This is a genomic window from Mycobacterium sp. HM-7, from assembly GCF_053852335.1.
This window is the reverse complement of the sequence record NZ_CM132657.1, coordinates 2824344-2845340: the sequence shown is the minus strand read 5'-3', so window position 1 is coordinate 2845340 and position 20997 is coordinate 2824344. Positions and strand designations below refer to the sequence as shown.

19 protein-coding genes are annotated in these 20997 nt (G+C 66.6%); 9 read left to right on the top strand and 10 right to left on the bottom strand.

Annotated features, from left to right (window positions below; all coding sequences use genetic code 11):
- The first annotated feature begins 15 nt into the window (after positions 1-15).
- Entirely contained in the window at positions 16-795 is a 780-nt protein-coding gene (locus ACWW1C_RS13670) for a DKNYY domain-containing protein (protein ID WP_455983924.1), read from the top strand.
- Positions 792-1217: a hypothetical protein gene (locus tag ACWW1C_RS13665; RefSeq protein ID WP_455983923.1), complete on the top strand. Its 426-nt coding sequence runs from the start codon at positions 792-794 to the stop codon at positions 1215-1217. The genes ACWW1C_RS13670 and ACWW1C_RS13665 overlap by 4 nt, the downstream gene beginning before the upstream one ends.
- A gap of 9 nt (positions 1218-1226) precedes the next feature.
- Here the strand turns inward: ACWW1C_RS13665 and ACWW1C_RS13660 are convergent, their stop codons facing one another.
- The gene (locus ACWW1C_RS13660) at positions 1227-2981 is read right to left on the bottom strand and encodes a DUF222 domain-containing protein (protein WP_455983922.1); all 1755 of its coding nucleotides are present in this window, start codon (positions 2979-2981) and stop codon (positions 1227-1229) included.
- An 89-nt stretch (positions 2982-3070) separates the two neighbouring features.
- Between ACWW1C_RS13660 and ACWW1C_RS13655 the strand changes: the two genes are divergently transcribed.
- The 3 genes from ACWW1C_RS13655 (at position 3071) to ACWW1C_RS13645 (ending at position 6311) form a co-directional block, all read left to right on the top strand.
- Positions 3071-4273, top strand: a complete 1203-nt coding sequence (locus ACWW1C_RS13655; RefSeq protein ID WP_455983921.1) for an MFS transporter — start codon at positions 3071-3073, stop codon at positions 4271-4273.
- A 143-nt stretch (positions 4274-4416) separates the two neighbouring features.
- The gene (locus ACWW1C_RS13650; RefSeq protein ID WP_455983920.1) at positions 4417-5850 is read left to right on the top strand and encodes a glyceraldehyde-3-phosphate dehydrogenase; all 1434 of its coding nucleotides are present in this window, start codon (positions 4417-4419) and stop codon (positions 5848-5850) included.
- A gap of 56 nt (positions 5851-5906) precedes the next feature.
- Positions 5907-6311, top strand: coding sequence for a nuclear transport factor 2 family protein (locus ACWW1C_RS13645; RefSeq protein WP_455983919.1), 405 nt, complete (start codon positions 5907-5909; stop codon positions 6309-6311).
- A 12-nt stretch (positions 6312-6323) separates the two neighbouring features.
- Here ACWW1C_RS13645 and ACWW1C_RS13640 read toward each other — a convergent pair whose 3' ends face one another.
- Entirely contained in the window at positions 6324-7001 is a 678-nt protein-coding gene (locus ACWW1C_RS13640; protein WP_455983918.1) for a TetR/AcrR family transcriptional regulator C-terminal domain-containing protein, read from the bottom strand.
- A 103-nt stretch (positions 7002-7104) separates the two neighbouring features.
- Here ACWW1C_RS13640 and ACWW1C_RS13635 point away from each other — a divergent pair, with 103 nt between their 5' ends.
- The 3 genes from ACWW1C_RS13635 (at position 7105) to ACWW1C_RS13625 (ending at position 11695) form a co-directional block, all read left to right on the top strand.
- Complete coding sequence (locus tag ACWW1C_RS13635) at positions 7105-8118, top strand: NADP-dependent oxidoreductase (RefSeq protein WP_455983917.1); 1014 nt, start codon at positions 7105-7107, stop codon at positions 8116-8118.
- 7 nt (positions 8119-8125) lie between these two features.
- The gene (locus tag ACWW1C_RS13630) at positions 8126-9244 is read left to right on the top strand and encodes a hypothetical protein (RefSeq protein WP_455983916.1); all 1119 of its coding nucleotides are present in this window, start codon (positions 8126-8128) and stop codon (positions 9242-9244) included.
- A 114-nt stretch (positions 9245-9358) separates the two neighbouring features.
- Complete coding sequence (locus ACWW1C_RS13625; protein ID WP_455983915.1) at positions 9359-11695, top strand: arylsulfatase; 2337 nt, start codon at positions 9359-9361, stop codon at positions 11693-11695.
- Positions 11696-11763: 68 nt separating this feature from the next.
- Here ACWW1C_RS13625 and ACWW1C_RS13620 read toward each other — a convergent pair whose 3' ends face one another.
- From ACWW1C_RS13620 to ACWW1C_RS13595, 6 genes are all read right to left on the bottom strand, one after another.
- Positions 11764-12552 carry a hypothetical protein gene (locus tag ACWW1C_RS13620; RefSeq protein WP_455983914.1) on the bottom strand — a complete coding sequence of 263 codons (789 nt, stop codon included), beginning with the start codon at positions 12550-12552 and terminating at the stop codon, positions 11764-11766.
- A 253-nt stretch (positions 12553-12805) separates the two neighbouring features.
- Positions 12806-13858, bottom strand: a complete 1053-nt coding sequence (locus tag ACWW1C_RS13615; protein WP_455983913.1) for an LLM class flavin-dependent oxidoreductase — start codon at positions 13856-13858, stop codon at positions 12806-12808.
- Positions 13858-14364 carry an SRPBCC family protein gene (locus ACWW1C_RS13610; RefSeq protein WP_455983912.1) on the bottom strand — a complete coding sequence of 169 codons (507 nt, stop codon included), beginning with the start codon at positions 14362-14364 and terminating at the stop codon, positions 13858-13860. Before ACWW1C_RS13610 ends, ACWW1C_RS13615 begins: the two co-directional genes overlap by 1 nt.
- Positions 14365-14368: 4 nt before the next feature.
- Entirely contained in the window at positions 14369-14965 is a 597-nt protein-coding gene (locus tag ACWW1C_RS13605) for a TetR/AcrR family transcriptional regulator (protein ID WP_455983911.1), read from the bottom strand.
- 168 nt (positions 14966-15133) lie between these two features.
- Positions 15134-16936 (bottom strand): fatty acyl-AMP ligase, encoded by a 1803-nt coding sequence (locus ACWW1C_RS13600; RefSeq protein ID WP_455983910.1) that lies wholly within the window; start codon positions 16934-16936, stop codon positions 15134-15136.
- 128 nt (positions 16937-17064) lie between these two features.
- A complete protein-coding gene (locus ACWW1C_RS13595) occupies positions 17065-18837 on the bottom strand; it encodes an N-acyl-D-amino-acid deacylase family protein (RefSeq protein WP_455983909.1) in 1773 nt (590 codons plus the stop codon).
- A gap of 138 nt (positions 18838-18975) precedes the next feature.
- On the opposite strand from ACWW1C_RS13595, the gene ACWW1C_RS13590 reads away from it, so the two are divergent.
- Complete coding sequence (locus tag ACWW1C_RS13590) at positions 18976-19611, top strand: TetR/AcrR family transcriptional regulator (RefSeq protein WP_455983908.1); 636 nt, start codon at positions 18976-18978, stop codon at positions 19609-19611.
- Between the two features lie 4 nt (positions 19612-19615).
- Here ACWW1C_RS13590 and ACWW1C_RS13585 read toward each other — a convergent pair whose 3' ends face one another.
- Both ACWW1C_RS13585 and ACWW1C_RS13580 read right to left on the bottom strand, forming a co-directional pair.
- On the bottom strand, positions 19616-20473 hold the full coding sequence (locus ACWW1C_RS13585) for an SDR family NAD(P)-dependent oxidoreductase (protein WP_455983907.1): 858 nt from the start codon (positions 20471-20473) through the stop codon (positions 19616-19618).
- Positions 20474-20536: 63 nt separating this feature from the next.
- Positions 20537-20962 (bottom strand): hypothetical protein, encoded by a 426-nt coding sequence (locus ACWW1C_RS13580; protein WP_455983906.1) that lies wholly within the window; start codon positions 20960-20962, stop codon positions 20537-20539.
- Positions 20963-20997 lie beyond the last annotated feature (35 nt).

Genomic DNA, 20997 nt, shown 5'->3' with positions numbered 1-20997 from the left:
ACAGGAGGTGGGCAGGTGCGCCGATGGATTACCGCGCTGGCTGTCTCGATTGTGGTCCTGGTTCCCGCCTGCAGCCCCAAGGTCGTCGGCGGCTACTACGTCGAGGGCGGCAAGGTCTACTGGACGGGCGGCATCGACTCGTCACCACGGGTGGTCGCCGACGCGGACCCCGACTCGTTCCAGAAGCTTTCCAGCGGCTACGCCCGCGACAAAGCCCAGGCGTATTACCGCGGAGCTCCGATCGCCGGCGCCGATGTCGCCACCTTCGACTGGCTGAATTACGGCTGGGCCAAGGACCGCAACCACATCTGGGCGGGCACCCAAGCCATCAGCGACGACCCCGACCATTTCGTGATGATCAACGGCGATCTGGCCAAGGACGCCGGGGCGGTGTTCTGCAAGGACCGGAAGATTTCGGACGACCCGGCACACTTCGAGATCCTGCACTTCTCACCCGACGACCGAAACCTGGACTACGCCAAGGATATTCGAACGGTATTCTATCGGTGCGCGGCCATCCCGGGCGCGAACGCGGCGACCTTCCGTCGGCTCAATGACAGCGTCTTCAACTATGCGGTCGACGATCAGCGGGCCTACTACCAAGACCGGGTGATCGCCGGCGCTGATCCGCACACCTTGCGGGTACTGTACGACGCCGCAAACGAAGGCTGCGCCGCCGATGCCGAGCACGCGTATCGCTGGGACAGCGTCATCCCGGACGTCGATCCGCGGGGCTTCCCTGCCGGCAAGCCGGTGACGGGATGCGACGCGAACCAGGTTACGTTCGGGCCATGACCAAGCGGCAACTTCTCGTCATCGCCACCGCGTGCGTGCTCGGCGTACTGGCGGCGATTGCCTGGAAAACACACGGTTTCGGCCTCGTGGACCCGCCGCCCCGTCTGGCGCACGACGTGGCCCGCGACAGGTGCGAGGCCGATGTGCGCAAACAACTGGCAGCACCCGAATCAGCCAAGCTTTCGGCTGTACGTGCGGTGGCGGGCGCGCTGGAGGCCGACGGCCAAGACATGTTCGCACTGATGACGGACGAACCGCTGAAGGGCATGGACCACTCCCGCATCACCGTGTGGAACGTGTCGGGAACTGTTGACGCCCAAGCCGAAGCCGGCGGGACGATTCACGATCCCTTCACCTGCCGCGCCTATTTCGTCGACGGCAACCTGGCCGACACGTTGGTTCTGTTCGACCATGCGCACTAGCTAGCAGATTCACCGCGGTGGTGGGATGTCTCGCTGTTCTGCGGCCTGGGCGGCTCCTTCCGCTTCGCGGGCGGCTCTGAGTTCTTCGCGGCGTCGGTCGGCAGCTTCTTGCGCGGCCGCTGCAGCTTCGAGATCGGCTTGGTTGAGGGTGCGCTCGTACGCGATCTGCTGCGCCAGGTTCTGGGCGCGGGTGCGGCCCCGGATGGGCATCATGAGGCCCCGGCCGGGAGCCGGCGAGGTATCCAGATCGGTGGTGTCCGGTGGTGGATTCGGCAACGGTGTGTCAGTGACCTTGCGGGGAAACAGGATTCGGCTTCCGGGCACGCTGATGTAGGTGTGGCCGGTGGGTGCGGTCCACACGATGGTGCCGTCGGGTTGTTGACGGTCCTGCCAGCCGTCGGGCCCGCCGTAGAAGGTTTTGAGTAGGTGGTGTTTGCGGCATTTCGGGCTCAGGTTGCCCGGATGGGTCGGCCCGGCCGGCCACGGGATCGTGTGGTCAATATCGGAGGCGGTGGCCGGGTGATCGCAACCGGGGAACATGCACGTCATGGCCCGCATGCGGACGAATTCATCTATCGCGACCGACGGCCGGTACCGCGGCACCCCAGCCAGATCACTGGCGGAGGCAACGGTGCGGACTTTCGCGCCGCGGGCCACCAGATCAGCCAACACCGCCGGAGGGACGACGCCGCCGCCGAGGACATAACCGACCGGGGTACGCACCGGCGCCGGAGGCTTCGCGGAGGTCCGCCTGGGAGCTGACGCAGGTGACGACGGCGCTGGCGAGGGTGCGGACTCCGCCGCCGGCGCAGGAGTATGTGTACGCGTGGCCGCTGGCGCCGACCCGGACGTGACACTCGACGCGGGCTCAGGCTGGGGTTCGGGCGCAGGCGTGGGCACCAGCGGCGCGGCCGGATCCCCGCTCAGCAGCGGATCAGCCACCGGCGCCGGCAGTGCGCCGGTCAGCACATGAACCAACACCGCCGCCGCCCGCGCGTCAGGCCCCGCGGCCGGGCAGTCCGGGACGCCGCACTGGCAGACCAACCGATCCCCACGCACCGCCAACACCCCCAACGCATCGGCACGGCGTTGCCCGAAGGTACGTGGATCGTTGTCGCACACCTGCCGGGCCATCTCGGTCAGCACCCGATCCAACAACTCCGCATCGGTGGCCAGCAGCGCACCCCAGATCGACGCCACCCCGGTCTCATCATCAGGCTTGCCCACCCCGACCCCACGGCGACGGGCAGCCGAGCGCACCTTCAAGACAGCGGCGGGATCGAACTTCTGCACCCAGCCGTCGATCTTCTTCTCGATCTTCTTGCGCGACAACCCCGCCCACTCACACAACGCCCCCGCCAACGCCGCGTCGATCACCGCCAGGGTGTTGGGGTCCTCCACCAGACGGGTACGCCAGCAGATCGCGCCCACCGTCCGCGCCGACACCCCACCATCGGCGAACACCGCCGCCACCCGAGGAAGGCGGAACCGCAACGCGACCGAAATCGACAACTGCCCCGACGCTTCACGAGACCCGATACCCAGCGCCGCCCCGACTTCAGCCGCCGCGACATCCCAGCCATCACACGCCCACCACTGCCGCTCACCCTGATCGTCGACACGTAGCGCAACCAGGTCGGCAATCGCACCGAAGCGGATGTAGGCAGCCCGCGCTTCCACCCGGGCGCTGTGAGTGATGACGTCGACCACGGAGGCGTCGTGTACCAGCGTTCCGCCGGCCCCGATTCCCACGTGTTCGTACATATGTTCGATTATGCCAGATGGGTCCGACAAGTGGGGTGTCTCAGGACATCGGTGACACTTCCGCCCGGGGCCCCGTGCACAATCGGTGCGTGACCGGCCGACCACTCAAGCCCTGGCACTTCGTCCTCGTCTTCGGCATGGTGAGCCTGCTCGCCGATATGGTTTACGAGGGCGCCCGCAGCATCATCGGGCCGTACCTGGCCACCTTGGGCGCGTCAGCTGCCATCGTCGGATTGGTCGCCGGTGCAGGCGAATTCATCGGATACGGGCTGCGCGTTGTGGCCGGCTACGCCGTTGCCCGCACCCAGCACTACTGGGCCTGGACCATCACCGGCTACGCGTTGACCGTCTTGAGTGTGCCGCTGATCGGCGTCACCGGCTCCCTGGTCCCGGCGCTGCTGCTGTACGGAACCGAGCGCCTGGGCAAGGCCGTCCGCTCGCCGGCCAAGGACACCTTGCTGTCGCATGCTTCGACGAGCACCGGGCGCGGCAGCGCGTTCGGCGTGCACCAGGCCCTCGACCAGACCGGCGCCATCGCCGGGCCACTGCTGCTGGCCGCGGTGTTGAGCGTCCACGCGGGCGACTACCGAATGGCTTTCGGGGTACTGATCGTTCCCGGTGTCCTGGTCCTGATCCTGCTGGGCTGGCTTCGCTTTCGGGTTCCCGACCCGCGGAGCTACGAGAAAGAGGCCGTTCGCGAAGCCACGGAAGCCAACACCGGCCACGCGGTACCGAAGCGATTGCCCGCGCAATTCTGGCAGTACGTCGTCACGATCGGGGTGTTGTCGTGCGGCGTCGCCTCGTTCCCGTTGCTCGCATTCCATGCCCAACGCACCGGACTGCTGTCTGACGCCCAGGTCCCCGTCCTCTTCGCGGTTGCGATGGCGGTCGACGGCGCCGCTGGTCTCGTCATGGGTCGGGTGTACGACAAGCGCGGGCCCGTCACTCTGGTCGCGGTCCCCATTGCCGCCGCATTCTCCGCGATTGCCTTCACCGGAGACCGGACGCTGGTGTGGATCGGCGTCGCAGTGTGGGGCATCGTCAACGGAGTTCTCGACTCGACCGTGAAATCCGTCGTCACCGAGTTGGTCCCGGCTAACACGCGGGCGGTTGCCTTCGGATGGCTGGCCCTGTTGCGCGGTGTCGCGTTGCTCATCGCCGGTGGGCTGCTCGGTGTGGTCTACGACATCTCCCCCACGTACACGATCGCGCTGATCGTGGTGGCGAACGTCATCGCCCTCGTGGGTCTGGTGCCCATCCTGCGGCGGATACAGCCTGCGACGCGGCCGTAACCGCTGGGTGAGCGCCTGTTGGGGCGGCTGTCAACCCCTACGTGCCCTGCCAGCGGGAGCAACCTGCAGAGCCGGAAATGCCGATCGCTAACATGAATGCGCTGCTCAGCGCGATCGGCCAAGCGACCCGTAGGACAGATGAGTTGAATACACCAGAACTTGCCAATTGGAACACCCAGGAAGCCCTGGCGGAGGCGATGATTCCGATCGTCGGCACCTTGCACCGCACGCGCGGCGTCACCGTCTTGCTGCACAGCCGGTCGCTGGTGAACAAGTCGGTGATCAGCATCCTGCGTACGCACCGCTTCGCCCGGCAGATCGCCGGTGAAGAGCTTTCGGTGGTCGAGACCTTCCCGTTCCTGGAGGCACTGGCGAACCTCGATCTGGGCCCGGCCAAGATCGACCTCGGTCTGCTCGTGCACGCCTACCGCGCCGACGAGCGCGGCCTTTCCGTCGCGGACTTCGTCGCCGACGCCCTCTCGGCAGTCACCGGTGAGAACAAGGATGAGCCGCAGGGTCCCCGCGATGTGGTGCTCTACGGTTTCGGTCGGATCGGCCGCCTCGTGGCCCGACTGCTGGTGGAGAAGGCCGGCGGCGGCAACGGCCTGAACCTGCGGGCCGTCGTGGTCCGCAGCGGTGGCGCCGACGACCTCAAGAAGCGCGCCTCGCTGCTGCGCCGCGACTCGGTTCACGGGCACTTCAACGGCACCATCAAGGTCGACAAGGAGAACAACCTCCTCATCGCCAATGGCAACGTCATCAAGTTCATCTACGCCAACGACCCATCCGAGGTCGACTACACCGCGCACGGCATCAACGATGCGATCCTCATCGACAACACCGGCAAGTGGCGTGACCGCGCCGGCCTCGAGCAGCATCTGCGTCCCGGCATCTCCAAGGTCGTCCTGACCGCACCGGGCAAGGGCGACGTGCCGAACATCGTGCACGGCGTCAACCACCTCGGCCAGGACGTCAGCCAGCAGATCTTCTCGTGTGCATCGTGCACCACCAACGCGATCGTGCCGCCGCTCAAGGCGATGGACGAGAAGTTCGGCATCATCCGCGGCCACGTCGAGACGGTCCACTCGTTCACCAACGACCAGAACCTGCTGGACAACTACCACAAGGCCGATCGTCGCGGCCGTTCCGCGCCGCTGAACCTGACCATCACCGAGACCGGTGCCGCCTCGGCAGTCGCCAAGGCGCTGCCGGAGCTCAAGGCCAAGATCACGGGTAACTCGATCCGCGTTCCTACCCCCGACGTGTCGATCGCCATCCTGAGCCTGCAGCTCAAGAAGGAGACGACGAAGGAAGAGGTGCTCACGCACCTGCGCGAGACTTCGCTGTCGGGCCCGCTGAGCCGCAACCTCGACTACACCGCCGCGACCGACGCGGTATCGAGCGACTTCATCGGTTCCCGTGCGGCGTCGATCATCGACGCGAACGCGGCGATCGTCGACGGCGATCAGGCGATCCTGTACTGCTGGTACGACAACGAGTTCGGGTACTCGTGCCAGGTCGTCCGCGTCGTGCAGTTCCTCTCGGGTATCGAGTACCCGACGTACCCCCGCAGTTGACGTGAATACCTGCTTGGGTGCCGCGTGGGTGCCCAAGCAGGTGTTACGGTCACGAAATGACCGACACCCCGATCGACGCCATTCATACGTACCTGGATGCGTTCAATGCCGGTGATGCAGACGGCATGTCGGCGGTCTTCTCCCCCAACGGTTCGATTCTTGACGGCATGGCACCGCACCAGTGGCTGGGCCCGACGGCCGCGGCGGACTGGTACCGCGACGTGCTCGCCGAGGGTGAACATCTCGGAGCGTCGGGTTATCACGTGACCGCCGGCGAGCCGCTGCACAACGACATCAACGACGACGCCGCCTACGTGGTGCTACCGGCGTCGATGACGTTCAACCTCAAGGGAACTCAGATAACCCAGACCGGCGCGGTCCTGACCTTCGCCATGCGCCGGGAGGGCATCAGCTGGCGGATCGCGTCGTGGGCGTGGGCGAAGGGCCAGCGTGCGACCTGACGGCGCGCGGGTCTAGGCCGGCTCCGGCGGTAGCCCGTAGTGCGCCGCGATACCGATGAGCAACAACGTCATTCGATGCTGGAATGCCTTGTCGCCGAACGGGTCGTCGGCGGACTTCGCGATGGCACGCAGCGTCGGGTACTCCGACAGGGGACGCTTGCCGGTGAGGGCAAGAATCCGGGCCAGCCACGGCTGCCCATTCTCGGAGTAGAGGTATTCGCGGTGGGCTTCGGTGACGCTGCCGACTGCCATCGTGCTGACCGACGCCCACACCGCGAGGGCGTCGCTCGGTGACAAGCCTTGCGCGGCAAGCGCTTCGACCGCTTCCGCGGTGTACTCCATCTCTACGTCGTGGCCGACGGCGCCACTGACGAATTTCTCCACCAGCGCGGGTTCCGAGGCCAGCACCGTCCGGATGTACGACGCGTAGTCGCGCAACCAGGTGGCCCAGTGCCCGCCGGTGTATCGCGGCGGCGGCGAGTTCGTCAGAGCGCTCACGGTGGCCAGGCGCAGCAGGTCGTGTTGATTCTTCACATGATGGTAGAGCCCGGGCAGGCTGACACCGAGGTGCTCGGCGACCCGGCGCATGGTGGCGTTCTCGGTCCCGATCTCCAAAACCGCTGCGGCGATGGCACTCTCGTCAATGCGCGGCGGCCGCCCCCGGCGGGGCGCTGCGTTGTTGACGCTCATCGGGCTCTCCTGGCGACCACTTTCACATTCGGGGTTGACGATAACCGAGATGAGTTTTAATAATCAATATGAAAACTCGCCGGCACCCCACAGAAACGACACGATGAACCGAGAAAACCGTCAGATCCTGCTGCGGCGCCGCCCGAACGGTCTGGTCTCCCCCGACGACACCGAGATGGTGACGGTGCCGGCGCCGGTCCCCGCCGAAGGTGAAGCACTGCTGCGGACGACCTATGTCGGCATCGACGCCGCCGCCAGGACCTGGCTGGACGGTGAGCCCGGTTACCTACCGGCGCTCGAACTCGGCGACGTGGTACGCGTGGCCGGTATCGGCGAGGTCGTCGAATCACGCTGCGACGCCTACAAAGTCGGCGATCTCGTGACCACCCTGACCGGGCTCCAGGACTACGCGATCATCCGCGACGATCTGTTCAGCACGCCCGTTGTCGGGTACACGGATCCACTCGCGGTGATGTCGATCTACGGACCCACCGGAGCGACCGCCTACTTCGGGATGACGGGAGTGGGCAAGCCCCAGCCCGGCGAGACGGTGGTCGTCTCGGCCGCCGCCGGCGCCACCGGATCGGTGGCCGGGCAGATCGCCAAGATCGCCGGCGCGCGCGTCGTCGGCATCGCGGGCGGTCCGGAGAAGTGTCGTGTCGTTGTCGAAGAATTCGGTTTCGACGCCTGCGTCGACTACAAGGCCGAAGACTTCCCCGCGGCGCTGAAGGCGGCATGTCCGGGCGGGATCAACGTCTACTTCGACAATGTCGGCGGCGACATCCTCAACGCCGTGCTGGGCAACCTCGCCCACCGGGCACGCGTGGTCATGTGCGGCATCATCACCACATACCTCAACGGCGACCACCCCGGTCCGTCCAACTACGTGAACCTGCTCTCCACGGCTTCGACGATGCAGGGCTTCATCGCTCTCGAAGAGTGGGCGCGCTTCGACGAGGCCTTCGCCGCACTGAGCGGCTGGGAGCAGCAGGGGCTGCTGGTGCATCGCGAAACCGTCTACGACGGACTGGAATCCAGTATCGACGCGCTCAACGGCCTGTTCACCGGAGCGAACATCGGCAAGATGCTGGTGACGATCAGCGAACCGGGACAGTGACGCCACCGTGCTGACTCCGTTTGACGACTACCCGGTCCACTCCTCGGCCGACCCGGTGGGCGTGCCGGCCAGTGGCGACCCCAACCACTACGACCGCTACTGGTTCAACGGCCACCAGCGCGACGGCGACTTCTACTTCGGTGCGGCCATGGGGTTCTACCCCGTTCGCGGCGTCATCGATGCCGCGTTGAGCGTGGTGAAAGACGGTGTCGAGCATTCGATGTTCGCTTCCGGGGCGATGCCCTTGGACCGATCGGCGACCATCGGCCCGGTCCGCATCGAGGTGGTCGAGCCGCTGCGCACCGTCCGGTACGTGGTCGACTCCAACGAACACAACATCTCCTGCGACCTGACCTTCCGCGCCACCACCGTGGCCATCGAAGAGCCGCGCCAGCAGCGGCGCACCGCTGAAGGCATTGTGCTGACCGATCACACCCGGCTCACGCAGTGGGGGTCGTGGGAAGGGACGATCACCGTCGACGGCGAAGACCTGACGGTCGAGGCCGGCGCCGTGCCCGGAACGCGGGATCGGTCCTGGGGTGTCCGGCCCGTCGGCGAACAACTCGCCGTGCTGCGGCAGCCCATGCCGTTCCAGGTCTTCTGGCTTTGGGCGCCATTGCATTTCGAGGACCGGTTCACCCACTACGCGTTCCACGAGCACGAGGACGGGCGCCGCTGGCTGGAAACCGCCGAAATCCTGGACCCGTTGCCGGTGGGCGCGTCACCGTGCAGCCGGGTCGGGGTGCGCGAGTGCTATGACATCGGCTACGAACTCGACTGGAAACCCGGGCGCCGCGAGATCCAGCGGGCTCACCTGTGGTTCACCGACCCCATCGAGGGCGAGACTCACATCGAGCTGGAGACGCTCTACACCTTCAGGATGCGCGGCATCGGCTATTGGCACCCACACTGGGGCCACGGCTCCAACCACGGGCAGTATGAAACAGGCCGGGAATCGATCCGTTTGGACGATTTCGATCCCACCGATTTCGCGTCCCTGCATCTGCAGAACGTCGTGAAGGCGACCATGGGTGAGCGCACCGGGATCGGCGTCGTCGAACAGATCGCCATCGGCCCGCACTCCCCGTCTGGTCTCACCGGGTTCCTGGACGGTTACCGGGGCTGAGCAGCCACGGCACACACCTCGCCCCGCTGACGTGACCGTAAGTGGCGTGCGGCACAGTAGACGCCAGGTTCGGGAACATCCTTTTGCGGTCATCTGCGGAAATGAGGGGTCGAGTTGTCTGAAACGCGTGACGAAGTGGTGGCACCGGTGTTGCCGAACGGTGGCGTGTTGCCCTTTCCACCAGTGCCGTCCGCCAGCATCGCCGGCCGGACGCTGCAGGAGTCGACGTACCAGCCGCGCTCGGTCCCCAAGCGACTGCACCACGACTCCCCCAACATCGTCATCGTCCTCATCGACGACGCGGGCCCGGGCCTGCCGTCCACGCTCGGTGGCGAGGTGACCACGTCCACGCTCGACCGGGTGTGCGCCGAAGGCGTCTCCTACAACAGGTTTCACACCACTGCGATGTGTTCGCCGACGCGGGCCTCGCTGCTGACCGGTCGGAACCATCACGAGATCGGTAACGGCCAGATCGCCGAACTCGCCAACGACTGGGACGGGTACGCGGGCAAGATTCCGCGGTCCAGCGCCACGGTCGCCGAAGTCCTCAAGCAGTACGGTTACGCCACATCGGCTTTCGGCAAGTGGCACAACACCCCCGCGGAGGAGACCACCGCGGCCGGCCCGTTCGAAAACTGGCCCACCGGTTTGGGTTTCGAATACTTCTACGGATTCCTCGCCGGTGAGGCGTCTCAGTACGAGCCGAACCTGGTGCGCAACACCACCGTGGTCGCCCCGCCGAAGACCCCCGAAGAGGGCTATCACCTGTCCGAAGACCTGGCCGAGGACGCCATCTCGTGGCTTCGCCGGCACAAGGCCTTCAACGCCGACAAGCCGTTCTTCATGTACTGGGCGAGCGGCTGCCTGCACGGCCCGCACCACATCATGAAGGAATGGGCGGACAAGTACGCGGGCAAGTTCGACGACGGCTGGGATGCCTACCGGCAGCGGGTCTTCGAGCGCGCGAAGGCCAAGGGCTGGATTCCTCAGGACTGCGAACTCACCGAACGCGATGAGACCCTGCCGGCGTGGGACGACATCCCCGAGGACGAGAAGCCGTTCCAGCGGCGCCTGATGGAGGTCGCCGCCGGCTACGCCGAGCACGTCGATGTGCAGGTCGGCCGGATCAGCGACGAACTCGATGCTCTCGGCTACGGCGACAACACCCTGTTCCTGTACATCTGGGGCGACAACGGTTCGTCGGGTGAAGGCCAGAACGGCACCATCTCGGAACTGTTGGCGCAGAACGGAATTCCGACCACGGTCCGCCAGCACATCGACGCACTTGATGAACTCGGCGGGCTGGACGTCCTGGGCTCTCCCCTGGTCGACAATCAGTACCACGCGGGTTGGGCCTGGGCCGGCAGCACGCCGTACAAAGGCATGAAGCTGTTGGCGTCGCATCTCGGCGGCACCCGGAATCCGTTGGCGGTGCGGTGGCCCGCGAAGATCGCGGCCGACACCGTGCCGCGGGACAACTTCCTGCACTGCAACGACATCGTGCCGACGATCTACGAAGTGGTCGGCATCGAACCGCCGCGCACCGTCTACGGCGAACCGCAGATGCCGCTGGCCGGCGCCAGCTTCGCCCGCACCCTGGCGGACCGGGACGCTCCGGGCGGCAAGAAGACTCAGTATTTCGAGATCATGGGCAGCCGGGCGATCTATCACGACGGCTGGATCGCGTCGGCCCGCGGGCCGCGGTTGCCGTGGGTGCCGGGACAGCCCCCGGGCATCGCGACGTGGACTCCCGATCTGGATGTCTGGGAGCTGTACAACCTGGACGAAGACTGGTCGCAGGCCGATGATCTCGCGGCGCAGATGCCGGAGAAGCTGGCACAGATGCGCGAAATGTTCGCCATCGAGGCGGCTCGCAACGCTGTGCTGCCGATCGGTGGTGGGCTCTGGGTTCCCGTCTACCACCCGGAGTTGCGCATCGCGCCGCCGTTCAGGGAGTGGCAGTTCTCCGGCGACATGATCCGCATGCCCGAGTTCTGCGCGCCGGCGTTGGGCAACAAGAACAACGTGGTGACCATCGACGCCGACGTGCCCGAGAACGCATCGGGCGTGCTGTACGCCCTGGGCAGCGGCGCAGGCGGCTTGACCTGCTACCTCGAGAACGGGCAGGTGCACTATGAGTACAACCTGTTCATCCTGCAGCGCACCAAGATTCAGTCCGGAGCCGCCATCGCACCGGGTCGTCACACCATCACGGTGACCACCCAGTACGCCGAAGTGCGACCGGGCGGCCCGCTGGACATCACCGTCGCCGTGGACGGCGAGACGGTGGCCACCGGACAGGTGCCGGTCAGCGCGCCGCTGCTCTTCACCGCGAACGACTGCCTCGACATCGGCACGTGCCTCGGGTCACCGGTGTCGATGGACTACCGCGAACGTGCACCGTTCCCGTTCGAAGGGCACATCCACCGAGTTCACGTCACCTACACATAGGCAGACGCCGTCCTGCCACGGCCGGCACCTTTGCCGACCGTGGCAGGACGCCCGTGCGCCGCGTCAGGTCACCACGTCACCGACGTCTCGACGTGGCCGATCTCCGACTTCTGCTTGCCACTGGCGTCATGGCAGGACAACACGACGTTGTAGGTGGAGAAAGTCGGGGCACCGCTGAAGGTCTCGGTGTGATTCCCGTTGGCAGGGACGGTGAACTGCCGGGTGGTTTTCGGCGGGACCAACGGATTGATCGAGTTGGTGGTGGCAACGTAGTTGCACGTCGCGCTCAGCTTCGAGGTGTTGGTGACGTTGAAGGCAATGCTCGTCGCACCCGGAGCGCCGAACGATGCCTCGATCGCATTGGTCACCTCGGGAATCGCAGCGCACTGCTGACCGGCCGGAACCGTCGGAGTCGGCGACCCGTCGGGGCACTTGATATCGGCCAATGGCGCTGCCTCGCACTGCTGACCGGCCGGAACCGTCGCAGTCTTTGATCCTGGTGGGCATTTCACCGGTGGTTGTGGCGCCTCCGGCTTGGCCGGCGGGGTGTAGTTGTAGTCGGCCCAGGGCCCGCACCAGTCGCCCTCGAGGTCCTTCTTGCGGCAGCCCTGAACCGCGATCTTGAATGCCTTGCCGCCGTTGTCGTGTCCCCACCGCGCGGTGGCGCCGTTGATGCACTTGAAGTCGTATTCGGATTGGATCCCGTTCCACATGACGTGCACGGCGTCGATGACGTAATCGCCGTGCACCCGGGCGCATCCGCCGATGATGCAGGTGACATGGACGTCGCTGTCGGGAGTGCAGGACGCGGTGAGCCCGTTGGACAGCGGGTCGGCAGCGGCCGACGGTGACAGCACCAAACCGAACGCACACAGACACGCGACCACTGTCGAAACGACACATCGTTTCAGGCTTCTCATTCGGACGGGCATGGCATCTCCTCGGCACTGGAATTGGCAGATGAAATCGCGATGTGCTGGCCAACCTCAACCACGGTTCGACGCTACGACCGGACCGCGATCCAGCAAATAAGGGATCTCCCTATGATGTGCCGCTGATCTGCCGCCGCCGTCAGCTTCGCGGCTGGTTCGCGGCTGGTTCGCGGCGGCCCTACCTGCTGATCGAGTGCACCAAGTCGATTGCCGCGCCGAGCGTCGTGAACCGCTCCTCGAGGGTGTCACCCGCCGGGTAGACGCGCACGGTGTCGACGCCGGCATCGCACCACACCTGCAGGCGGTCGCGCACCATGTCCGCGGTGCCGATCAAGGTGGTGGCCAGGATCATCTCGTCGGTGATCAGCGCCGCCGCGCCATCGCGGTCACCGGACTGCCAGCGTTCGCGGACCGCGGCCGCGACCTCGGCCCAACCCTGGCGGCTGTACGCCTGGTTGTAGAAATTGGTTGAGGCCGAACCCATTCCACCGAGGCTGAACGCCAACTCTGACTTCCGGGCGTCGATCATGGTTTTGAGATGCGCCTCGTCACGCGCGAATGACACTTCCGCGCCCTGACAGATGTCCAGATCGTCGCGGGTGCGTTGTGAGCGGGTCAACCCCTCGTCGAGGTGCGCGAAATACGCATCGTCCGCGCCCTCGGGCACGAAGCTCGTCCCGAGCCAGCCGTCGGCGACCTCGCCGGTGAGACGCAGCATGGCGGGCGTGAGACTGGCGATGTACAGCGGGATTTCGTGCTCGGCCCGCATCGACAACCGCATGGGCTTCACATCGCCGCCCGGCAACGGGATCTGGAACTGCTTGCCGGAGTATGAGACCCGATCGCCTGCGACCGCTTGCCGGATGATGTCGATGGTCTCCCGCATCCGTCCCAGCGGCTTGGCGAACGGTACGCCGTGCAGTCCCTCGATTACCTGGGGCCCCGATGCGCCCAGGCCCAGCAGGAAGCGTCCGCCCGACAGATTCGACAGCGTGATCGCGGCCTGGGCGATGGCCACCGGCGTGCGGGTGCCGAGCTGAATGATGCCCGAGCCCAACAACATCCGCTCTGTGCTCGCCGCGTAGAAGCCCAGTGCGGACGGTGCGTCGGAGCCCCACGCCTCGGCGACCCAACAGATGTCGAGCCCCATCTTCTCGGCCTCGGAGACGAACGTCCGTTGGTGGTTCCAGTTTCCGAGGCTGTCGGCCTCGACCGTCGTCGCGGCCCGCATCAGTTTTCGGCCCGCTGCTTGATGTACTCGATGGCGCACTGCATACCGGCCTCGAATTCGCGGAGCCGGTTGAAGACGATTTTCTGCTCTTTGTCCGGCATCTGGGCGATCGCGATCGAGAGACCAGAAGGCGCGGGGCCCATCTGAACCCATTGCGCGAGCCGGGTTCCAGTGCCCTCGGGGTTCAGGCTGAGCCGCCAGGTTGCGGTCGGATTCGTGGCATCGCCGATGGCCCAAGCCATCACCTGCTGCGGTTCGTACTCGACGATCTCGGACTCCGTCGACCATTCACCGAGTGCGGGGTGGCTGTTGTAGCCGACGAATCGCGCACCGAGACAAGGCTTGTCGCAGCCGCCGAGCCACTCGACCCGCTTCAGCTCCGGGCTGCACTCGGGCATCACGGTGATGTCCGAGGCGAGTTCCCACACCCGTGCCACGGGCGCGTCGATCCACGTCGAAACCTCGACGGTCGGGGCGTCGGCATACACCGCACCGGTCCACTCCATGATTTCAACTTCCCTTCGGGGTAGTTTCGGCGGCGGCAAACAGGGCCCGGGCTGTCAGTAGGAGCTTGAGCTCAGCGTTGACGTCGTCGAGCGGCTGCGAGCTCCCCGTGGCCCGGCACATGGTGATGGCACCTTCGATGGCGCCGAGCGACATGGTCGCGAGGCGGCGGGCGACTGCGGTGTCGAGGCCGTCCGCCACCAGACAGTCGGTGACCAACTGATGCCAGGTGCGGAAGATCTGACTCGCGTGCCGGACCAGGGCGGTGTCCGGCGCGGCGCTGACCGCGATGGAAACCACCGGGCACCCGACAGCAAAGTTGTTCTGGCGCAGCAGCTTCCGCCAGAATCCGGTCACGGCGTCGACAACGGCGGCAGGTCCGTCAGGTGCCGCTCGGGAGATCAGCCGGGAGATGGCATCACCACTCAGCTGCGCGGCCTCGTCGATGATCTGCGCGCGCCCGCCCGGAAAGTGGTGGTAGATCGACCCCCTGGGTGCGCCGCTACGGCTCAGCACGTCGTCGAGCGTGACACCGTCGACGCCGCGCTCGCGCAGCAGCTCGACAGCGGCGAGCACCATCGACTGACGAGTGTCGGGCGGCATCTGGCGACTCCTGACGGTCGGATCAATCGTCCCGAATTATGATGGGTTTCATATCAGGGAGTCAATACCGCACGTCACTGCCGGGAAAACGCGCGCCATAGCTGCGCCGAGCCCACTGGATTATGAAGAACTTCATAGCGCAGCGGGTCGCCGATGGCCCGAACGGAACTACAGCGTGCCGTCGAGGTAGGCGGCGCGGCAGGCGCGGCGTGCCAGCTTCCCGCTCGTGGTGCGCGGGATACCGCCGGCCGGCAGCAGCCGTACGTCGGCGACGGTCACACCATGACGCTCGGAGACCAGAGTGCGGACCGCGGCGAAGGCGGGCTGTGGGTCACTGCGCGCCGTGCCGGCGGCGCGTTCGGCGATGATCACCAGTTGTTCCCCAGTAGCTGCCGGCACGGTGAAGGCCGTCACGTAGCCGCGCCTGACCAGAGGCGACGCGTCAGCGGCGGTGATCTCGATGTCCTGCGGGTAGTGGTTCTGTCCGCCGATCGTGATCACGTCGGCCAACCGGCCCGTGACGTACAGTTCGCCGTCGAGGTAGAAACCCAGATCGCCGGTGCGGAACCAGAATCCGTCGATATCAGCGCCGTCGGCGTGGCTGTTCTGTGGCAGGACACGTCGTAGTCGAGCGTGGAAAACCGCTTGAGTTTCCTCCGGCAGGCCCCAGTATCCGCGGCCGATGTTGTTGCCCTGCAGCCAGATTTCACCGGTGCGCCCGTCGGGCACTTCGGTCCCGGTGGCGGGGTCCACCAGCACCACCCAGAGACTACTGGCCGGCTGGCCGCAGGACACCTGCGCAACCGCAGACGGTGCGCCCTCGGACACCGGCACGGCTACCCCGGACGCCAGTTGCTCGCGGTTGAAGTACCGTACCGTCGCCTCCGCGTCTGGCGCGATGTTGGACACGAAAAGCGTTGCCTCGGCGATGCCGTACGACGGCTTGATCGCCGTCTTCGGGAGTCCATACGATTCGAAGACGGAGTTGAAGCTCTTGATGGCGTCCATGCTGACCGGCTCAGAACCGACGATCATCACCACATTCGCCAGGTCGATGTCGTCACCCGGGCCCGGCGCACCACGCTGCGCCGCCCATTCGTAGGCGAAATTCGGAGCGGCAGTGACCACTCGGCCGACCTTCGAGCCGTCCGACAACGCCTGAATCCACCGCAGCGGCCGGCGAACGAACGCGGTGGGTGACATCAACGTCGAGTGACCGCCGTACACCGTGGGAAAGCCGATCATCGACAGCCCCATGTCGTGATACAGCGGCAGCCAGCTGACGCCGTGCGTATTGCGATCCAACATGTCGATGGACAGGATCATCTGAATCAGGTTGGTGCCCACCGCTTTATGGGTGATCTCCACGCCGACGGGCGGGCGGGTGGCCCCCGAGGTGTACTGCAGGTGCGAGACGTCGTCGATCTCGAGGTGGACAGGTTCGAACGAAACGCCCGCCTCGTCCGGCACCTCGTCGATGGCGATGACTGCCGGGCTGCCCAAGTCCTGGTGCGCGCAGAGGAACTCGGTGACGGCCGGCCGCGCCGCGGTCGTCGTCAAGATCGCAGCCGGGCGCGCGTCATGGAGCGCGGTGTCCAAACGTTCGGCATGCCCCGGTAATTCGGGCGCGAACAGCGGCACCGCAACGGCGCCGGCCTTGATCGCCGCGAAGAAGCCGGCAACGTAGTCGAGTCCCTGCGGCGCCATGATGGCAACTCGATCGCCGCGCTCGGTGACGGCCTGTACCCGGGCGGCGATGGCGGCCAGGCGCACCCCGAGTTCGGACCAGGTCAATTCAAAGGTTCGCGGTTCAGTGCCGGAGTAGTCCAGGTAGCGGTATGCCACGGTGTCGGGCAGATGTGCCACATTCCCCTCGATCAAGGCGATCAGCGTCGCGCCGGGCGGGAGCGTCACCGTCCCCGCTTCGTCGATGCAGTCCTCGATCTGGAAAAGGCCGCTGCCCGGAGTCATGGGTCCAGCCTAGGCATGAACACCAGTCACTGGCTGTGGCGCTCACCACGACTCGCGCAGACGCGTCAGCGCGCTTTGAAAATGGCTGCACCGCTGCGCAGGAGCGCGCCCGGTCCGGTGGCCGTGGGTTATCGGACGCCGCGGACCAGACGGCCGGGACGTGCGCCGGTGTCGATGCCGTGCCGGCGGGTGACGGTACCGCTGACGATCGTCGCGTCGTATCCACTTGCGCCCTGCACCAACCGTTTTCCGCCGGCCGGGAGGTCATGCACCATCTTCGGCGCATGCAACGTCAGCGCCTCCAGATCGATGACGTTGAGGTCGGCCTTCTTGCCCACGCTGATGACGCCGCGGTCGGACATGCCGTAGAGCTGGGCGGTGTCGTGCGACTGCTTCCGGATGACGTACTCCAGCGGCAGCTTCTCGCCGCGATGGCGGTCCCGGGCCCAGTGCGTGAGCAGGAACGTCGGGTACGACGCGTCGCAGATCATGCTGCAGTGCGCGCCCCCGTCGGACAGCCCGAGCACACCGGCCGGATGGGTGAGCATCTCGCGGATGGCGTCATGGTTGCCGTCGGCATAGTTGAACATGGGGTACATGAGCATGGCGCCGGCCGGGGAACCATCGCTGGCCTCGAGCATCAGGTCGTACATCGCGGCCAATGGATCCAGGCCGCGCCGCTGCGCGATCGCCGCGACGGTGCGCTCGACGGTCGGTTCGTAGTCCGGCGGTTCGCCGATGTGGTACAGGCGATTTGCCGCATTCTGGGCCAGCATGAACATGCCGTCGAACAGCTTGGTGGGATCGATCGGCAGGTCGTCTTCCGCCAGGATCGCGGCCCGCACCGCGGGTTCGGCCAGCTTCTCGGCAAGCTCCTCGCGCGTGCATTCGGCGACCAGCCGGCGGTAGGTCGGCCGGTGGGTGAAGGCGTGGTGGCCGGGGAAGCCGAGCAGCATGCCGAACGGCCGCGCCGCCACCTGCGGGAACAACCTGCTGCCGGCCTGGTGTGCCGCAGCCGACAGGTCGAGCTGCTCGCGCCACAGGTTGGGATCGGCGTCGACCTGGATGAGCGCGAAACTCAGGGCGCAGTCGATCTCCTCGCCCAGCCGGCGCATCCAGTCGAGTTCCTTGCGTGGCGCGATGATGTCCTCGCCGGCCGCGCCCTGCGGCGCCAGCTCGAAGACCGCCGCCCCGCCGGCCGCGGTGGCCCGGCCGAGAGCGAACAACTCGTCCTCGGCGGCGAAGGTACCGGGCACCGGTTCGCCGTCCATGGCGCGGTGGGCCAGTGTCCGCGACGACGAAAAGCCAAGGGCGCCGGCCTCGATCGCTTCCTGGACCAGCTTCGCCATGGCTTTGATGTCGTCGGCATTGGCCGGTTCGTTGCGGGCGCCGCGCTCCCCCATGGCGTAGGCGCGGACCGCGCCGTGCGCGATCTGGGCACCCATGTCCACGGCCAGTTCACGCTGTCCGACGACGTCGAGGTACTCGCCGAAGCTCTCCCAGCCCCAGGTGATGCCCTCGGTCAGGGCGGTGCCCGGGATGTCCTCGACGCCCTCCATGAGCGCGATCAGCCATTCCTCTTGACCGGGTCGCACGGGCGCGAAGCCGACGCCACAGTTGCCCGCGACCACCGTCGTCACGCCGTGGTTGCTCGACGGCTCCAGCACGCTGTCCCAGCTGACCTGGCCGTCGTAGTGGGTGTGGATGTCTACGAACCCGGGAGCGACGATCTTGCCGCCCGCGTCGATGGTCTCGGCCGAATTCCCGGCCAGCACAGGGTCATTCGGTCCGCGGCGATGGACCTCGACGATCTTGCCGTCCTTGATCGCGACGTCGGCGGTGAACCGGTCGGCGCCGGTGCCGTCGACGACAGTGCCGCCGGTGATCTTCAGATCGAACACATCTGCTCCCTTGTCGCTGCCCGCGATCGTCCGTCAGCGGCAGTACTGTAACAGTGTTACACCGTGATGCGACGGAGATCTAGCGACTGGTCACGATTGGGTGTGATTAGGTGTTCGGCAAACCGGAAGGAGGTGGCCATGGCCGAGGCAACCCAACGCGGGTCGGATGGCACGTCGAAAACTGTTGACGCTCAACTGATCCTGGATACCGCTGCGGCGCTGTTGGAACGCGACGGCGTCGAGGGCTTCTCCATGCGCAGCCTGTCCGAGCATCTCGGCGTCGCCGTCACGTCCATCTACTGGCACGTCGGGGGCCGCGACAAACTGTTCGACCATCTGATCGACCGACTCATCGAGGTGATGGCGAGCCTGCCCGCGACCGGCGACACTCCGGCGGACCGCATCGCCGCGCTGGCCCGCGCACAACGCACCGCGCTCATCGAACGCCAGCATCTGATGGCGATCGCGCACGAACGCGACCGCACTCCCTCGCTGTTCCAGCCGGTGCAGCAGACCCTCGCCGCCGAACTGGCCGCGCTCGGCATCACCGGCAACCGGGCGGCCCTGGCGTTGCGGTCCATCGAGGTGCACGTGATTTCGTCTGCGCTGATGCAGTTTTCGGCCATCCGCAGCGGTGAGCACGAGGAAGAAGACCCTTCGCTGTGGGGTGACGACTGGCCCGACCAGCATCTGGTCGAGGCCCTGCGTTCGCCCACCGACTACGACGCGGTGTTCGAGTACGGTCTGGCCGCGCTGCTCGCCTCGCTGGAGTGAGGTGTCACTGGGTGGCGAAGCGGCGGGCGCGCAGTTTCGGGACGGCCTGCTCGCTGAGCACCCGGGCCCGTTCGGCCATGGCGCCGGCGACGGCGTCAGGGTGCGTGGTCAGGTAGAACCCGCCCGCGGCCGACTGGTCGAAGATGGCCTCGGCGGCCGCGAGCGGATCCATGGCGGTGAGCTGATGCATCGCCGTCCGCTCCGATTCTGAAGCGTCAGCCCCTGCACCCCCGCCGTTGTCCACGCCACCGGCCGCGGTGAAGATGTTCGACTGCACGGGACCGGGCAGCACCGCCTGCACACAGATGTGGTCGTCGTGACCTGCCAGTTCGACCTCGACGCGCAGGCACTCGGTCAGGGCCAGCACGGCGTGCTTGCTGACGATGTACGGCGCCTGCAGCTGCACCGTCGACACCCCGCCGACCGACGACATGTTCCACACCCACGCCGGCCGGTCCGACGCCAGCATGGCGGGCAGGAAGGCCCGGACACCGTGGAAGACGCCGCTGACGTTGATGTCCATGACGCGTTCCCAGTTGGCGACGGGGGTGTCCCACAGATAACCGAACTGTTCGATGCCGGCGTTGTTCACCAGTAGCCGCACCGGCCCGATCTCACCGTTGACCCGGTCGGCCAGGGCCTGCACGGCCTCGGCATCGCGGACGTCGCACACCGCGTCGACGGCGGTCGCACCGGCGGCGGTCACCTCGTCCCGCAGAGCGGCGATCGCCGCGGCGTCGACGTCGGCCAGCACCGTCGTCATCCCGAGCTGGGCCGCGTAGCGGGCCAGGCCGGCCCCGATCCCCGAACCCGCGCCCGTGATGACCGCGACTCCGCCGCCGAACAGTTCTCGTGCACCCATGACCGAAGTAAAGCGCAGGGCGCCGGCCCGGACAGGTGGAACGTCCGATCAGTGGAATGCCGGTCAGGCCGGCTGGACCTCGGCCTCGGCTTTCGGGGCCGCACGCAGCACGCACCGCGCGTAGCCGATCCAGGTCACCACACAGGCCACGAGACCGATGGCGATCATGGGAGTCACCGCCTGACCGAGAACCACTGCGACAGAATCACTTCCGGCCAGCCGCCGGTCGACAGCGCCACCCGTCATCAACGGCAACAGGCTGACGACGAAGCAGGCGATCGCCGCCGCCAACGCGATGCCGAACATGGCGCGCACCGCCGCGACGATCATCGTGCCGGCCGCGAGCACAATCAGCACGGCGAAGGGCAGCGGCCGCAGCTCGGCGCCGAGGTTCCCCGTGATGTCCCAGATTCCCCAGCCGCTCATGGCACCGCGGCCATGGTCGTTGTGCGCCGTGTACCACGGCAGGACAGCGGCGACGACGATCATCGCGAAGGCAATGACGCCGATCGCCCAGCGCGTCA

Excerpts from the sequence above, each read along its gene's own strand:
- ACWW1C_RS13590 (WP_455983908.1), top strand. The coding sequence starts at position 18,976 with ATGGCCGAGGCAACCCAACGCGGGTCGGATGGCACGTCGAAAACTGTT.
- ACWW1C_RS13660 (WP_455983922.1), bottom strand. The coding sequence starts at position 2,981 with ATGTACGAACACGTGGGAATCGGGGCCGGCGGAACGCTGGTACACGAC.
- ACWW1C_RS13615 (WP_455983913.1), bottom strand. The coding sequence starts at position 13,858 with ATGCGGGCCGCGACGACGGTCGAGGCCGACAGCCTCGGAAACTGGAAC.
- ACWW1C_RS13645 (WP_455983919.1), top strand. The coding sequence starts at position 5,907 with ATGACCGACACCCCGATCGACGCCATTCATACGTACCTGGATGCGTTC.
- ACWW1C_RS13605 (WP_455983911.1), bottom strand. The coding sequence starts at position 14,965 with ATGCCGCCCGACACTCGTCAGTCGATGGTGCTCGCCGCTGTCGAGCTG.
- ACWW1C_RS13665 (WP_455983923.1), top strand. The coding sequence starts at position 792 with ATGACCAAGCGGCAACTTCTCGTCATCGCCACCGCGTGCGTGCTCGGC.
- ACWW1C_RS13585 (WP_455983907.1), bottom strand. The coding sequence starts at position 20,473 with ATGGGTGCACGAGAACTGTTCGGCGGCGGAGTCGCGGTCATCACGGGC.
- ACWW1C_RS13600 (WP_455983910.1), bottom strand. The coding sequence starts at position 16,936 with ATGACTCCGGGCAGCGGCCTTTTCCAGATCGAGGACTGCATCGACGAA.
- ACWW1C_RS13580 (WP_455983906.1), bottom strand. The coding sequence starts at position 20,962 with ATGATCGTCGTCGCCGCTGTCCTGCCGTGGTACACGGCGCACAACGAC.
- ACWW1C_RS13640 (WP_455983918.1), bottom strand. The coding sequence starts at position 7,001 with ATGAGCGTCAACAACGCAGCGCCCCGCCGGGGGCGGCCGCCGCGCATT.
- ACWW1C_RS13610 (WP_455983912.1), bottom strand. The coding sequence starts at position 14,364 with ATGGAGTGGACCGGTGCGGTGTATGCCGACGCCCCGACCGTCGAGGTT.
- ACWW1C_RS13635 (WP_455983917.1), top strand. The coding sequence starts at position 7,105 with ATGAACCGAGAAAACCGTCAGATCCTGCTGCGGCGCCGCCCGAACGGT.